Origin of the sequence: Jatrophihabitans sp., assembly GCA_036389035.1 — a bacterium.
Classification (GTDB): domain Bacteria; phylum Actinomycetota; class Actinomycetes; order Mycobacteriales; family Jatrophihabitantaceae; genus Jatrophihabitans_A.
The window spans coordinates 235513-250750 of sequence record DASVQQ010000039.1; the positions used below are offsets into that span (position 1 = coordinate 235513).

The window sequence follows — 15238 nt, forward strand, 5'->3', positions numbered from 1 at the left end:
AGAAAGCCACATGCAACGCCACCCAGCCATCGAGCCCTACCAGAGCGGGATGCTCGACGTCGGCGACGGGCACCGGATGTACTGGGAGGCCAGCGGAAACCCGGCTGGCACTCCGATCCTGCTGCTGCACGGCGGGCCGGGCGCGGGCAGCAATCCCGGCGCGCGCCGCCACTGGGATCCCGCGCGCTACCGGATCATCCAGCTCGATCAGCGCAACTGCGGGCACAGCACCCCACCGGCCAGTGACCCCGCCACTGACCTCTCGACCAACACCACGCCGCACCTGATCGCCGACATCGAGTTGCTGCGCGAGTACTTGGGCATCGACCGGTGGGTGCTGTGGGGCGGCTCCTGGGGCGTCACCCTGGCCCTGGTCTACGCCCAGGCCTACCCGCGGCGGGTCCGCGCGCTGGTGCTGGAGGCGGTGACCATGACCCGGCGCAGCGACGTGCACTGGCTCTACCACGAGACCGGCCGGTTCCTGCCCGAGCAATGGTTCCGCTTCCGGGCAGGCGTTGCCGAGGCCGACCGCGACGGCGACCTGGTCGCGGCCTACCACCGGTTGCTCAACCAGAGCTCAGATCCCGATGTCATGCGTCAGGCGGCCCAGGACTGGTGTGACTGGGAGGATGCCGCGCTCTCTCTCGAACCGGGCTGGCGGCCCAGCGAGCGCTTCACCGACCCGGACTTCCGGCTGCAGTTCGCCCGCATCGTCAGCCACTACTTCTCACACGGCGCATGGCTCGACGAGGGGCAGATCCTGCGCGACGCGCACCGGCTGGCCGGCATCCCCGGCGTGCTGATCCACGGCCGGCTCGACCTCGGCGGGCCGCTCGACGTGCCGTGGCTGCTGGCACGCAGCTGGCCCGACGCCGAACTGCACGTGGTCGCCGAGGCCGGTCACCGGGGCAACGAGCGCACCACCGAACTGCTGCTCAGCGCCGCCGACCGGTTCGCCGACGCCGTCTAAGCGGCAACCGCTCAGCTGCGGCGGTTCACTCAGCTGGCGATCAGCTCAGCTGCGGCGACCCCAGCGAAGTCAGGGCCTCAGGGCTGGTTGGTCCCGGCCGGGATGCGCACCGTGCGGCTGCTCTCCACCAGCACCGGCATGCCGTCTTCCTGCCGGTAGACGGTGGCGATGACCTGGGCGGTGCCCGGGTGCAGGCCGTTGCCGTAGAAGCCCATGCTCAACTGCGGGGCGGTGCCGGTGGCGGTGCAGCTGAACTCACCGACGCCCAGGGCGGTCGAGGCCACCGGATAGGTGACGCCGTCCTGGACGAGGTCCATCCAGAGCACGTAGTTGCCGGCGGGGCAGTCGCGCAGTTGGACCTGCACACTCACTGCGTCGAACAGCGGGCCGGTGCCGGTGGGGCTTCCGTCGTACAGGTAGAACGCGCTGGTCTTGGGCGCGATCTTGAGGCGGGACGCCGGCTCGGCGTTCGCGGCGGTGGGCGCCAGCAACAGCAGGGCCGCGCAGGCGGCGACGGCGCTCGACAGAAAAGTGCGCATGAGGTCCCCCGTGGAACTAGACAGATGAAGCCGAGCGCGACTGAACCGCCGAAGATCGACTGTGGACGCGACAGTACCCGTCGTGGCTGCAATGCCCAAGATGGCGGCGTTGCTCACGTCGGCACCGTTATCAAGCTGCCGTGAGCGCCGTGAGCGCCGTGAGCGCCGTGAGCGTCAGAGCGGCCGCACGCGGACTCGCCGGGTGGCTGCGCCGCCAGGAGGATGGCTACCAGGGAGGATGGTGCCCGTGACTCGCCCCGACCTGTTTCGCGACCAGCCGGTGCTCACCGGCGAGCTGGTCCGGCTGGAGCAGCTGACCGAGACGGTGCTGCCGGACTACCTGACAGCACTGGCCGATCCGGAGGTCCGGCGGTTGACCGGCAGTCACCTGCCGGTGGACCCGGCCGGAGCGGAGCAGTGGCTGTCCAGCCGGTCCCAGCAGCACGACCGCGCCGACTGGGCGGTGCTGCGCCGCTCGGATGGCGCCTTTCTCGGCGAGGCGGTGCTCAACGACTACGACCCCGACAACGCCTCGGCCAACTACCGGATCCTGCTGGCCGGCCCGCAGGTGTTCGGCAGGGGCTACGGCACCGAGGTGACCAGGCTGGTCCTCGACTACGCCCTCGACGTCGCCGGCCTGCACCGGGTCAGCCTGGGCGTCTTCGACTTCAACCCGCGGGCCCGCCGGGTCTATGAGAAGTGCGGATTCCAGCTCGAGGGCCGGCTGCGCCACGCGTTGCGCGGGGACGGGCACTGGCACGACGAGATGGTGATGTCGGTGCTGAGCACCGATCCGCGACCGGCGTCTTGACAGCCGCTGCCGACACCGAAGATGCTGTGCTGGACAGAGCAAACCGTCACAATCGCGCGTTGCACGACGCGAACGACGGCGTTCTGCATCGCGAACCAAGTAAGTGTGAGGTGTTCGCATGGCCACCGGTGAAACCGGATTCGACGATGTCTCCTACGACCTGATCTCGGTCCAGTACCACTCGCTGAAAGCCGGCCACGACTACGGCCAGTACGTCCGGGACGCATCCAACGCGGGCCGGGAAGACATCGCGGACTTCTTCCGCGAGGTCATGGAGCAGGACTCCGCGCGGGCCAAGCGCTGCCACGACTTCCTCAAGGAACTGAGCGGCAGCGAGGAGTCCGGGCCCGCGCTGACCTGAGTCGGCTGAGCTTCCGGCAGGGCCGGGTGGCGGGTGATCCTGGTCAAGGTCCCACCGTCACCGGCTGAATCCGGCATAGTCACCCCCCGAACAAGGGGGTGACTATGCCGGTCGTCGAGATCCGCGACGCGCACAAGACCTACCGTCGCTGGCGCAAGCCCGCCGAGCATGCCGTCCGAGGCCTGAACCTCGACGTCGAGGCCGGCGGGGTGTTCGGGTTTCTCGGCCCCAACGGCTCGGGCAAGACCACCACGATCCGCTTGCTGATGGGCCTGGTGCGGGCCGATTCGGGCAGCATGCGGGTGCTCGGCCATCCGGTGCCGGCCCAGCTGCCGCAGGTGATCGGACGGATCGGCGCGCTGGTGGAGACGCCGCTGTTCTTTCCGCAGTTCACCGGCCGGCGCAACCTCAGCCTGCTCGCCGACGCCAGCGCCATCGACCCGAGGCGGGTGGACGAGCTGCTGGACTTCGTCGGGTTGACCTCGCGGGCCGGCGACCGGGTCAAGGGCTACTCCCTCGGCATGAAGCAGCGGCTGGGTATCGCGGCCGCGCTGTTGAAGAACCCCGAACTGCTGATCCTGGACGAGCCCGGCAACGGCCTGGACGCTGCCGGGATCCGCGAGGTCCGCCAGCTCATCGTCCAGCTCGGCGCCAGCGGCGTGACGGTGCTGCTGTCATCGCACCAGCTCAGCGAGGTGCAGCAGGTGTGCGACCGGGTGGCGATCATGTCGCGCGGCCAGGTCATCAGCACCGGTTCGGTCGCCGACCTGCTCGCCTCCAGGACCACCGGCGACGTCCGGGTCCGGCTCGCTGACCCGGCCGGCGGCCGCGCCGTCCTGGAGCAAGCCGGCTTCTCGGTCAGCTCGCTGGCAGACGCCTGGCGGGTCAGCGGGGTCGCCGACCCGGCCGCGGTGACCAAGGCGCTCAGCGACGCCGGGCATTACCTGCAGGAGCTCAGCCCGATCGCCGCCGACCTGGAAAGCGTCTTCCTGGACCTGACGGCCGAGTCCGACCCAGCGAGCGCAGCTGCCCTGCCCGCGAACGGCGCCCTGCCCGCGAACGGCGCCTTGCCCGCGAACGGCGCTCAACCCGGCGCGGGGATCCAGCCGATGCCAGGGGGACGGTCATGACGACCCGGCCGGACACGGCCGCCCCGGTGTCGCAGACCGGTCCGCGCACCTCGGCGCCGGCCTTCGGGCGGCTGGTGCGGGCCGAGTTCCGCAGGCTGGCCGCCCGCCGGTTCACCCGGGTCGCGCTGGGCCTCAGCCTGATCGGTTACCTGATCGCGGTGGCCCTGCTCTGGAACACCCATAGCCGGACCACCCCCGCCGATATCGCCCAGGCGACCGCGCAACGCGATCAGCTGATCGTCCAGTTCACCGCCGAGACCGAGCAGTGCAGGAAGAGTGCGGCCAACGAGCAGGAGGCGCTGAACTGCGGTTCGCCGCCGACCCCGGAACAGTTTCCGATCGATCAGTTCCTGAGCACCCAGCCGTTCCCGCCCAGCGGGGTGGAGGACTTCGCGATGGCGGTGGGCGTGGCGACCGCCATGCTGGCCTTTCTGCTGGCGGCGACGTTCATCGGCGCCGAGTGGTCGAGCAAGAACCTGATCGCCTGGCTGTTCTGGGAGCCCCGACGGCTGCGGGTGATGGCTGCCAAGCTGCTGGCCGTGCTCTCGTCGGTGCTGGTCCTCGCGATGCTGGCCCAGCTGGTGTGGTTCGGCACTGCCAAGGTGCTGCTGCATTACCGCGGCCTGCCGGTGTCGTCACTGGGGCCGCAGGCCGAGCACTTCTGGTCGCACGTGGTCAATGCCCAGATCCGGGCAGCCCTGCTGGTGCTCATCACCGCGCTGATCGGCTTCAGCCTGGCCAGCCTGATGCGCAACTCGGCGGCGGCGCTGGGAGTGGCGTTCGTCTACTTCGCCGTGGTCGAGAACGTGATCCGGGCGCTGAACCCGGACCTGCAGCCCTACCTGTTCACGACCAACATCGCGGCCTGGATCGTGAGCTCGGGCATCACCGTGTACGGCAAGCAGGTGTTCAACCCGGTGGAGGGGTATGTGATGGCCAAGGAGATCCACATCTCCAACGTCCACGGCGGCGTGATGCTGCTGGTGTTCGCCGGCGTCGTCACGCTGGTGTCGCTGGCGGTGTTCGCCCGGCGCGACCTCAGCTGAGGCCGCTTCCTGCGCCGGATCACCGGACGCGGCGGGCAGACTGAGCGCATGGCTCAGGCGACGAAGGACGAACTGCGGCGGGAGCGGCTGCGTGAGTACGACGCGGCGCTGACGGCTGCCCGGTCACCGGTCGCGGTGCTGGCCCTGTTCGCCAAGGGACGGGAGGCCCGGGCCGGCGGCGAGTTGCTGGAGGAGGCCTTCGCGGCGACCGCCGTCGAGGGCGTCGCCGAGGCAGACCTGCTGCCTGCCGCGGTGTGGGTCGCGCTGCGGCACGGTGACGTCGACACCGTCATCGAGCTGCTGATGCGGATGTCGCGGACCGAGTTCGTGCTGGCCGCGCACGAGGAGCTCGACGCCGGCTACCGGCTGACCAAGGTCGAGGAGCGCCGGCCGCTGCCCGACGTCGAACTGCTGCTGTCGCAGCTGGCGGCCTTCCTGCGCGTGCCTCGCGACGTGGTGGCGATCATCTCGGGCTGGGGCGCCGATGACCCCCGCACCGCCGCCGAGATCGAGACGCTGCTCGAACAGCGGTTCGGCTCGCCCAGCGCTGGACAGCCGGCTTCGGGTGCCGTCGCGCCGGAGGTGGTTCGCGCGCCGGACGGCGGCCAGAGCGCCGGGCTGCGGATGTCCAGTGCCGAATTCAGCGCGTTGCTGAACCTGGCCCCGGAGCAACGCGCCGTCCTGGGCACCCTGGTGCGCCAGACCGAGATCACCATCACCGCGCAAGGGTGACGCTGCCCGACGTCACCTCGCAGCTGCTCCTGCCGCCCGGGCAGGGACAGGCCCACATCGACAGCTTCTTCCCGGCGCTATGGTGATTTCTATGACCTGGCTCACACACGGATCCTGAAGGAGACCGATGTCGACGTCCGAGCGCCACCCCGATTCCATACCCCCGACCAGTGAAGTCGGCCACCCGGTCGGCAGTTACCGTGAGGTCGCCGACTCGCCCGAGTTCGCGGAGCTGCGCCGGACCTTCCGCCGCTTCGTCTTCCCGATGTCCGCACTGTTCCTCACGTGGTACTTGCTCTACGTCCTGCTCTCGGTCTACGCCACCGACTTCATGAGCACCAAGGTGGTCGGCAACATCCACCTCGGCCTGGTCATCGGCCTGCTGCAGTTCGTGTCGACCTTCGTCATCACGACCGTGTACGCCCGGTGGGCCGACCGCCGGTTCGATCCGGCCGCCGCCGAGCTCGCCCGCCGCGTCCACCTGACCGAGGACGCCCGGTGAGCCCCGCGCTGCTGGCCGCCGAGGACCTCGGCTCGCCGGCCGTCAACATGGCGATCTTCGCCGCCTTCGTCGTCGTCACGCTCGTCATCGTGCTGCGGGTCTCGCGCCGCAAGGCCGGTGCGAACGAGTTCTACGCAGGGGGGCGCAATTTCACCGGCCCACAGAACGGCGTCGCGCTGGCCGGTGACTACCTGTCCGCGGCGAGCTTCCTCGGCATCGCCGGGGCCATCGCGCTCTACGGCTACGACGGGTTCCTCTACTCGATCGGCTTCCTGGTCGCCTGGCTCGTCGCGCTGCTGCTCGTCGCCGAGCTGCTGCGCAACACCGGCCGGTTCACGATGGCCGACGTCCTGTCCTTCCGGCTCGCGCAGCGGCCGGTGCGGGCGGCGGCCGGCCTGTCGACACTCATCGTCACGTTCTTCTACCTGCTGGCGCAGATGGCCGGCGCCGGTGGGCTCGTCGCGCTGCTGCTCGGCATCGAGACCAAGGCCGGCCAGGGCGTCGTCATCGCGATCGTCGGCGTCCTCATGATCGCCTACGTCCTCGTCGGCGGCATGCGCGGCACGACCTGGGTGCAGATCATCAAGGCCGGGCTGCTCATCGTCGGCGCCGCGATCATGGTCGTATGGGTGCTCAGCAGGTTCAGCTTCAACGTGTCCAGCCTGCTCGGCGCAGCCGTCGACAGGGCCGGCCCGACGGGCTCGAAGCTGCTCGACCCCGGCGCGCAGTACGGAAAGAGCGGCCTGACCAAGCTGGACTTCCTCTCGCTCGGCCTCGCGCTGGTGCTGGGAACGGCGGGCCTGCCGCACGTCCTGATGCGCTTCTACACGGTGCCCTCGGCCAAGGAGGCCCGCCGTTCGGTCGTATGGGCGATCTGGTTGATCGGCCTCTTCTACCTGTTCACGCTCATCCTCGGCTTCGGCGCCGGCGCCCTCGTCGGCCCGCAGACGATCGCGGCCGCGCCTGGCAGGGCCAACTCGGCGGCACCGCTGCTGGCCTTCGAGCTCGGCGGGACGGTGCTGCTCGGCGTCATCGCCGCCGTCGCGTTCGCGACCATCCTCGCCGTGGTGGCCGGCCTGACGATCACCGCCAGCGCGTCGTTCGCGCACGACGTCTACAACAACGTCATCAAGCGCGGGGAGGTCACCCCCGATGGCGAGGTCCGAGTCGCGCGGGTGACGGTTGTCGTGATCGGCGTCGTCGCGATCATCGGCGGCATTCTGGCCAACGGCCAGAACATCGCGTTCCTGGTGGCGCTCGCCTTCGCCATCGCGGCCAGTGCCAACCTGCCGACGATCGTGTTCTCGCTGTTCTGGCGGCGGTTCAACACCCGCGGCGCGCTGTTCAGCATCTACGGCGGCCTGATCTCGTGCCTGGTGTTGATCATTTTCTCGCCGGTCGTGTCGGGCAAGCCTGCCGACCCGGTCACCGGCAAGAGCCCGTCGATGTTCACCGACCCGTCGGTCGACTTCTCCTGGTTCGGGCTCGACAACCCGGGCATCGTCACCATCCCGCTGTCGTTCCTGCTCGCGGTCATCGGGACGCTCACCAGCCGTGGGAGCTCGACGCCGGAGAAGGCGGCCGAGATGGAGGTCCGCTCGCTCACCGGCGCGGGCGCGGAAAAGGCGACCGCCGCGCACTGAGGCGGTATGGCCGCGGTGTCGGCGCCGGTGCGCGGCGCCGGCACCGCGGCGTGAGCTGGCCGACTTTCTTCCATCCCTAGAATGGACAGGTGACCGTTCAGCCGATCCGCCTTTTCGGCGACCCAGTGCTGCGCACTCCGGCCGACCCGGTGACGGTGTTCGACAAGGAGCTGCGCAGGCTGGTCGCCGACCTGACCGAGACCATGATCGACGCCCCGGGCGCCGGGCTGGCCGCCCCCCAGATCGGGGTGGGGCTGCGGGTGTTCACCTACCGGGTCTCGGAGGAGGAGCAGGGCCACCTGATCAATCCGGTGCTGCACTTTCCCTCTGATGAGACCCAGGACGGGCCGGAGGGCTGCCTGTCGATCCCGGGCCTGTTCTTCGACTGCCGGCGGGCCGAGCATGTCGTCGCGCACGGCCAGAACTGCTACGGCGACCCGATCACCGTGGTCGGCACCGACCGGCTCTCGCGCTGCATCCAGCACGAGACCGACCACCTCGACGGGGTGCTGTTCGTCGACCGGCTCGACCCGCAGACCCGCCGGGCGGCACTGGCCGAGATCCGCAACGCCGAATGGGCGGGCCTCGCGCCGCCGGTGGTCAAGCTCAGCCCGCACGGTGGCCCTACCGGCGTGTTCGGCCAGCCTCGGTGAGGTTGCTGTTCGCGGGAACGCCTGAGGTGGCGGTGCCGTCCTTGCGCGCGTTGCTGGCGCACCCGGCGCACGAGGTGGTCGCGGTGCTGACCCGGCCGCAGGCCCGCGCCGGCCGGGGCCGCCGGCTGACTCCCTCGCCGGTCGCCGAGCTGGCGCGCCAGGCCGGGGTCGAGGTGCTCAGCCCCGACAAGCCGACCGAGGAGGACTTCGTGCGGCGACTGGCCGAACTCGACGTCGACTGCGCGCCGGTGGTGGCCTACGGCGCGTTGCTGCGCGAGCCGGCGCTGAGCATGCCGCGGCACGGCTGGGTCAACCTGCACTTCTCGCTGCTGCCGGCCTGGCGGGGCGCGGCCCCGGTGCAGCACGCCGTCCTGCACGGCGATGACACCACCGGGGCCACCACGTTCCTGATCGGGCCCGGCCTGGACGACGGGCCGGTGTTCGGGGTGCTCACCGAACGGGTCCGGCCGCACGACACCAGCGGTGAGCTGCTGGCCAGGCTGGCCGAGGCCGGCGCCCCGCTGCTGGTGGCCACCCTGGACGGCATCGCCGACGGCTCGCTGCGACCCCAACCACAATCCGGCGACGGGGTGTCCTACGCGCCGAAGCTGAGCGTGGCCGATGCCCGGATCGACTTCGGCCAACCCGCCCTTGCGGTGGACCGCCGGATCCGGGCCTGCACCCCCGAGCCCGGCGCCTGGACCACCTTTGGGGACGGCAGGCTCAAGCTGGGCCCGGCCGCGCCGGCTGCTGGGGACTTGTCGCTGGCCGTCGGGAACTCGTCGCTGACCGCCGGGGAACTGTCCATCAGCAAGAACGCGGTGCTGGTGGGCACCGCCACCGGCCCGCTCCGGCTCGGCACGGTGCAGCCGGCCGGCAAGAACCCGATGCCGGCCGCTGACTGGGCGCGCGGGCTGCGGCTGGAATCAGGTGTTCGACTTGGCTGAGAAGCCCACTGGCCGCAATCCCAACGACCCCAACCCTCGCGAGCGGCGCCAGGGCAGCCGGTCAGACCCGGCCCGGTCCTCACAGTCGGGCCGGCGGAGCAACCGGTCAGACCCGGCCCGGGCACGCAGTGGTCGCTCGCAGGGAATCAGACTCACCGGCGCCCGGCCGGTGGATCCCCAGCCACTGCGCGCGGTCCCGGACGCGGCTGACGCACCCCGCGCGGCTGCCTTCGCGGTGCTGCAGGCGGTCAGCGAGCAGGACGCCTACGCCAACCTGGTGCTGCCCAGGCAGCTGAGCGAGGCCGGGTTGACGGGCCGGGACGCCGCACTTGCCACCGAACTGGGCTACGGCACGCTCCGGGCCACCGGCACCCTGGACGAGGTGCTGCGCCGGTGCGCCAGCCGCGACCTCGCCGACATCGAGATCGCGGTGCTGAACCTGTTGCGCCTGGGCGCCTACCAGTTGCTGCGCACCCGGATCCCGACCCACGCCGCGGTGGCGACCACCGTCGATCTGGCCCGGGCCACTGGCAACGTCCGGGCGGCCGGGTTCGTCAACGCGGTGTTGCGCAAGGTCAGCGCGCGCGATTTCGACAGCTGGTGCGACGAGATCGCCGAGGGCGCCTCGCCGCTGGGCCGGCTGGCGCTGCGCTACAGCCATCCGGGCTGGATCGTGGCTGCCTTCGCCGAGGCCCTCGGCGCGGACGAGTCCGAACTGACCGAGGCGCTGGCGGCCGATGACGAGCGTCCCGAGACCCACCTGGTCGGCTGGCCGGGCCGGATCGAGCGGGCTGAGCTGGTCGTCGAGTCCGGTGGCGAGCCTGGGCCGTACTCGCCCTACGCCGTGCGGCTCAGCTCCGGCGGCGAGCCGGGCGCGCTGGCCGCCATCCAGCAGCACCGGGCCGGCGTGCAGGACGAGGGCAGCCAGTTGTGCGCCGTGGCGCTGACCGAGCTGCCGCTGACCGGCCCCGACGAGCGTTGGCTGGACCTGTGCGCCGGGCCGGGCGGCAAGGCGGCGCTGCTGGCGGCGCTGGCGGCCGACCGCGGCGCCAAGCTCACCGCCCAGGAGCTGCACCCGCACCGGGCCGAGCTGATCGCCCGGGCCACCGAAGGCTGGGACGTCGAGATCCTGGTGGGCGATTCACGCAAGCGGGAGCCCGATGACCGCGGCTATGACCGGGTGCTGCTGGATGCCCCGTGCACCGGCCTGGGCGCGCTGCGCCGGCGGCCCGAGGCGCGCTGGCGGCGTAGCCCGGCCGACCTGCCGGAGCTGCGGTCGCTGCAGGCCGACCTGCTGGCCACCGCGCTGCGACTGGTCCGGCCCGGCGGGCTGGTCGGCTACGCGACCTGCTCACCGCACCTGGCCGAGACCCGGCATCAGATCGAGCGGCTGCTGGCCGACAACAGCGACGTCGAGCTGGTCGACGCCCGGCCGGCGTTCGCGCAGGTGCCCGGCACGGACGGCTCGGCCATGGTGCAGTTGTGGCCGCACCGGCACGGCACCGACGCGATGTTCTTCGCCGCGCTGCGCCGCACCCGCTGAGGACGCCCTGGCCCTGCACCCGCAGCGGCTGAGGCCGCTGCAGGTGCGCAAGCCTGGGGCAGTTCGGCGTCGGGGGCGCCACCTAGACTCAGGAACGTGCCCGCCTCAGCCCCGGAACCCATGATCGCCCCGAGCATCCTCTCGGCAGACTTCGCCAACCTGGGCGCCGCTGCCGAGGCGGTGTCACAGGCGGACTGGCTGCACGTGGACGTGATGGACAACCACTTCGTGCCGAACCTGACGCTGGGCCTGCCGGTGGTCAAGAGCTTGCGCCGGGCCACCGACCTGCCGCTGGACTGCCACCTGATGATCGAGAACCCGGACCGGTGGGCCCCCGGCTACGCCGAGGCCGGCGCCGCCAATGTGACCTTTCACGCCGAGGCGGCCCGGGACGTGATCGGCACCGCCCGGGCGATCCGCTCGGCCGGCGCGCTGGCGGGCCTGTCGATCAAGCCGGGCACGCCGATCGAGCCGTACCTGGAGGTGCTGAAGGAGTTCGACACCCTGCTGGTGATGTCGGTCGAGCCGGGCTTCGGCGGCCAGAGCTTCATGCCCGAGGTGCTGAGCAAGGTCCGGACCGCCCGCGAGCACGTCAACGCCGGGCACCTGCGGTTGTTCATCGAGATCGACGGCGGCATCAGCGCCGACACCATCACCCAGGCCGCCGAGGCGGGCGTGGATGTCTTCGTCGCGGGATCGGCGGTGTACGAGGCGGCTGATCCGGGCCGCGCCGTCGAGTTGCTGCGCGAGCAGGCCAGGGCCGGCATGGCGCGCTGCGCCCACGCGGCCGGCCGGTTATGACCCCGACGCTGCCCAGCGACGCCGAGATCACCGCGATCCGGCTGGCCAATGACCTCGCCGCCCGGGTGGCGGGCAGGACCAGCCCGAACCCGGCGGTCGGCGCGGTGGTGCTCGACCCGGGCGGCCGGATCGTCGGCGAGGGCGCCACCCAGCCGGCCGGCAAGGAGCATGCCGAGGTGATGGCGCTGCGGGCGGCCGGCAGCCGGGCCGTCGGCGGCACCCTGGTGGTCACGCTCGAGCCGTGCAATCACCTGGGCCGCACCGGGCCCTGCACCGAGGCGGTGATCGCGGCCGGCATCATCCGGGTCGTCTATGCCGTCGACGATCCCAACCCGGTGGCCGCCGGTGGCGCGCAGCGGCTGCGCGACGCCGGGCTGCAGGTGCTGGCCGGCGTTGAGGAGGCCGAGGTGCTGCGCGGCGCGCTGGGCCCCTGGCGGCACGCGGTGACCCAGGCCCGGCCGTTCGTGACCTGGAAGTTCGCCGGCACCCTGGACGGCCGCAGCGCCGCCGCGGACGGCAGCTCACGCTGGGTGAGCAACGCGCTGTCGCGGGCCGACGCGCACGCGCTGCGCGACGTGGTCGACGCGATCGTGGTGGGCAGCGGGACCGTGCTGATGGACGACCCGCAGCTCACCGTCCGCGGCGTCCGCGGGCTGGCCAGCGACGAGCCGGCAGAACGGCAGCCGCTGCGGGTGGTGATGGACCGCCGGCGCCGGGTGCCGCCTGACGCGCGCATCTTCGACGGGGCGGCCGAGACGCTGGTGCTCGACACGGCGGTGCCGCGGTTCGCGCTGAAGGCGCTGTTCGACCGGGGGGTCCGCCACGTCCTGCTGGAGGGCGGCCCGACCCTGGCCGGCGCCTTTGCCGAAGCCCGGCTGGTCGATCAGGTGGTGGCCTATATCGCCCCGAAACTGCTGGGCGCGGGGCCCGCCGTCCTGCAGGATGCAGGGATAAAGACCATGTCGCAGGCAGTCGCGCTGGAGATCCAAGACGTGCAACGCCTGGGAGATGACCTCAGAATCACCGGACGCCCGGTCTCCTCGAATGCGGTCGAGCCAGCGCCGCGAAAGGAATAGCGATGTTCACCGGCATCATCGAAGAAGTCGGCGAGGTCGTCCAGCTCAGGTCGGCGAGCAGTTCTGCCGTGCTGCGGATCCGGGCCGCGACGGTCGGACAGGACATCACGCACGGCGCCTCGATCGCCGTCAACGGGGTCTGCCTGACCGTGATCGGCCAGCGCCCGGCCGGTCCCGACCAGGCCTCCGGCGAGCGCACCGACCCGGCCGGCCCTTCGATCCTCGAACTGGACTTCGACGTGATGGCCGAGACCCTGCAGCGCAGCGTGATCGGTGACCTGACCAGCGGCCAGCGGGTGAACCTGGAACGCGCCGCCCGGCTGGACAGCCGGCTGGACGGCCACATCGTGCAGGGCCACGTCGATGGCACCGCCGTGGTGCTGGCCCGCACTCCCGGCGAGGGGTGGGAGACCTTCCGCTTCTCGATCCCGGACGGACTGGGCCGCTACGTCGCCGAGAAGGGCTCGATCGCGGTCGACGGGGTGTCGCTGACGGTCGCCGCGGTGGGCGTGGCGGCCGACGGTACCGACTGGTTCGAGGTCGGCCTCATCCCGGAGACCCTGCGTGCGACCGCGCTCACCGACCGCGGCATGGGTGATCGTGCCAACATAGAAGTAGACGTATTAGCCAAATACACCGAACGCTTACTCACCTATGGGAGACCCACGACGACGAACGGCGGCACCTGACATGCTGGATCCGATCCACAAGGCGATCGCTGAGATCGCCGCCGGCCGGCCGGTGGTCGTGGTCGATGACGAGGACCGCGAGAACGAAGGCGATCTGATCTTCGCCGCCGAGCTCGCCACCCCGGAACTGGTCGCCTTCATGGTGCGCTACACGTCGGGTTACATCTGCGTGCCGATCACCGACGCCGACGCCGACCGGCTCGACCTGCCGCCGATGGTGCGTACCAACCAGGACAAGCGTGGCACCGCCTACACCGTCACCGTGGACGCTCGCGAGGGAGTCAGCACCGGTATCTCGGCCACCGACCGCTGCCGCACGATCAAGCTGCTGGCCGACCCCGCCGCCCTGCCGGTCGACTTCACCCGGCCCGGGCACATCGTGCCGTTGCGGGCCAAGGAGGGCGGCGTGCTGCGCCGCTCGGGCCACACCGAAGCAGCGGTCGACCTGGCCACCCTGGCCGGTCTGCGGCCGGTCGGGGTGCTGTGCGAGATCGTCAGCGAGAACAACCCGTCCGGCATGGCGCAGTCCTCGGAGCTGCGCGAGTTCGCCGACAAGCACGGCCTGGTGATGATCTCGATCGCCGACCTGATCGCCTACCGGCGCCGGTTCGAGAAGCTGGTCGAGCGCAAGGCCAGCGCCCGGGTGCCGTTGCGCTACGGCGAGTTCACCACGCACGGATACGCCGCCTCCTACGACGATCGCGAGCACGTCGCGTTCGTGTTCGGTGAGATCGGCGACGGCGAGGACCTGCTGGTGCGGGTGCACTCCGAATGCCTGACCGGCGACATCTTCGGCTCGCTGCGCTGTGACTGCGGACCGCAGCTGGACGCCTCGCTGGCCGCGGTGGCTCGTGAGGGCAGGGGAGTGGTGCTCTACATGCGCGGCCACGAAGGGCGCGGGATCGGGCTGTTCCACAAGCTGCAGGCCTACCAGCTGCAGGACGCCGGCCGCGACACCCTGGACGCCAACCTGGACCTGGGTCTGCCCGCCGACGCCCGCGACTACGGCACCGGCGCGCAGATCCTGGTCGACCTGGGGGTGCGGACCATGCGGTTGCTCACCAACAACCCGGACAAGCGCGCGGGCCTGGAGGGCTACGGGTTGTCGGTGCTCGGCACGGTACGGCTGCCCATCCACGCCAACCCGGAGAACCTGCGCTACCTGCAGACCAAGAAGGACCGGATGGGCCACGACCTGGACCTGGGGGACAGCGCGATCGACACGATTGTCACCGAGCTCAAGAGGCAGCGATGAGCGCTGCGAACCAGCCGGGCGGGCAGCCAGGCGCGGCGGACGGCGGGGCGGCGGCGTGAGCGGCCACGGAGCGCCGGCGCCGGGCGCGGTGGCCGGTGCGAGCGGGCTCAAGGTGGTGGTGCTCGCCGCCCGCTGGCACACCACGGTGATGGACGGGTTGCTGGCCGGCGCCGAGCGGGCGCTGGCCGACTCCGGGGTCAGCGATGTCACGGTCATCCGGGTGGCCGGCGCCTATGAGCTGCCGGTGGCGGCCAGCCGGGTCGCCGGCTCGGGCGTGGACGCCATGGTCGCGCTCGGGGTGGTGATCAGGGGCGGCACGCCGCACTTCGAGTACGTCTGCGGCGCGGCCACTGACGGGTTGACCCAGGTCTCGGTCAGCACCGGCGTCCCGATCGGCTTCGGGCTGCTCACTTGCGACGACGACGGGCAGGCCCTGGACCGGGCCGGGCTGCCGGGGTCCAAGGAGGACAAGGGCTACGAGGCCGCCCAGGCCGCGCTGGCCACGGCGGTCGCGCTGGCCGACTACCCGCGCCGCTGAGG

General features: G+C 71.2%; 17 protein-coding genes. 16 read left to right on the forward strand and 1 reads right to left on the reverse strand.

Going from position 1 to position 15238, the window contains the following annotated elements; all coding sequences use genetic code 11:
- Positions 1-10: 10 nt before the first annotated feature.
- Positions 11-970 carry a prolyl aminopeptidase gene (pip, locus tag VF557_19855; GenBank protein ID HEX8082473.1) on the forward strand — a complete coding sequence of 320 codons (960 nt, stop codon included), beginning with the start codon at positions 11-13 and terminating at the stop codon, positions 968-970.
- A 77-nt stretch (positions 971-1047) separates the two neighbouring features.
- On the opposite strand, the gene VF557_19860 is transcribed toward pip, so the two are convergent.
- The gene (locus tag VF557_19860) at positions 1048-1509 is read right to left on the reverse strand and encodes a hypothetical protein (GenBank protein ID HEX8082474.1); all 462 of its coding nucleotides are present in this window, start codon (positions 1507-1509) and stop codon (positions 1048-1050) included.
- A 247-nt stretch (positions 1510-1756) separates the two neighbouring features.
- Here VF557_19860 and VF557_19865 point away from each other — a divergent pair, with 247 nt between their 5' ends.
- The 15 genes from VF557_19865 (at position 1757) to ribH (ending at position 15236) form a co-directional block, all read left to right on the forward strand.
- Complete coding sequence (locus tag VF557_19865; protein HEX8082475.1) at positions 1757-2320, forward strand: GNAT family protein; 564 nt, start codon at positions 1757-1759, stop codon at positions 2318-2320.
- 118 nt (positions 2321-2438) lie between these two features.
- A complete protein-coding gene (locus VF557_19870; GenBank protein HEX8082476.1) occupies positions 2439-2681 on the forward strand; it encodes a hypothetical protein in 243 nt (80 codons plus the stop codon).
- Positions 2682-2785: 104 nt separating this feature from the next.
- Entirely contained in the window at positions 2786-3811 is a 1026-nt protein-coding gene (locus tag VF557_19875) for an ABC transporter ATP-binding protein (GenBank protein HEX8082477.1), read from the forward strand.
- Positions 3808-4857, forward strand: a complete 1050-nt coding sequence (locus VF557_19880; protein HEX8082478.1) for a hypothetical protein — start codon at positions 3808-3810, stop codon at positions 4855-4857. The genes VF557_19875 and VF557_19880 overlap by 4 nt, the downstream gene beginning before the upstream one ends.
- Before the next feature lie 48 nt (positions 4858-4905).
- Complete coding sequence (locus VF557_19885; GenBank protein ID HEX8082479.1) at positions 4906-5589, forward strand: hypothetical protein; 684 nt, start codon at positions 4906-4908, stop codon at positions 5587-5589.
- 127 nt (positions 5590-5716) lie between these two features.
- A complete protein-coding gene (locus VF557_19890; GenBank protein HEX8082480.1) occupies positions 5717-6091 on the forward strand; it encodes a DUF485 domain-containing protein in 375 nt (124 codons plus the stop codon).
- The gene (locus VF557_19895) at positions 6088-7734 is read left to right on the forward strand and encodes a cation acetate symporter (protein HEX8082481.1); all 1647 of its coding nucleotides are present in this window, start codon (positions 6088-6090) and stop codon (positions 7732-7734) included. Before VF557_19890 ends, VF557_19895 begins: the two co-directional genes overlap by 4 nt.
- An 89-nt stretch (positions 7735-7823) precedes the next feature.
- Positions 7824-8387, forward strand: coding sequence for a peptide deformylase (def, locus tag VF557_19900; protein ID HEX8082482.1), 564 nt, complete (start codon positions 7824-7826; stop codon positions 8385-8387).
- Complete coding sequence (fmt, locus tag VF557_19905; GenBank protein HEX8082483.1) at positions 8384-9334, forward strand: methionyl-tRNA formyltransferase; 951 nt, start codon at positions 8384-8386, stop codon at positions 9332-9334. The genes def and fmt overlap by 4 nt, the downstream gene beginning before the upstream one ends.
- A complete protein-coding gene (locus VF557_19910) occupies positions 9327-10877 on the forward strand; it encodes a transcription antitermination factor NusB (protein HEX8082484.1) in 1551 nt (516 codons plus the stop codon). Before fmt ends, VF557_19910 begins: the two co-directional genes overlap by 8 nt.
- Before the next feature lie 96 nt (positions 10878-10973).
- A complete protein-coding gene (rpe, locus tag VF557_19915) occupies positions 10974-11678 on the forward strand; it encodes a ribulose-phosphate 3-epimerase (protein HEX8082485.1) in 705 nt (234 codons plus the stop codon).
- Complete coding sequence (ribD, locus tag VF557_19920; protein ID HEX8082486.1) at positions 11675-12754, forward strand: bifunctional diaminohydroxyphosphoribosylaminopyrimidine deaminase/5-amino-6-(5-phosphoribosylamino)uracil reductase RibD; 1080 nt, start codon at positions 11675-11677, stop codon at positions 12752-12754. The genes rpe and ribD overlap by 4 nt, the downstream gene beginning before the upstream one ends.
- A 2-nt stretch (positions 12755-12756) precedes the next feature.
- Positions 12757-13443 (forward strand): riboflavin synthase, encoded by a 687-nt coding sequence (locus tag VF557_19925; protein ID HEX8082487.1) that lies wholly within the window; start codon positions 12757-12759, stop codon positions 13441-13443.
- Between the two features lies 1 nt (position 13444).
- A complete protein-coding gene (locus VF557_19930; protein ID HEX8082488.1) occupies positions 13445-14698 on the forward strand; it encodes a bifunctional 3,4-dihydroxy-2-butanone-4-phosphate synthase/GTP cyclohydrolase II in 1254 nt (417 codons plus the stop codon).
- Between the two features lie 55 nt (positions 14699-14753).
- A complete protein-coding gene (gene ribH / locus VF557_19935; GenBank protein ID HEX8082489.1) occupies positions 14754-15236 on the forward strand; it encodes a 6,7-dimethyl-8-ribityllumazine synthase in 483 nt (160 codons plus the stop codon).
- Positions 15237-15238: the final 2 nt, after the last annotated feature.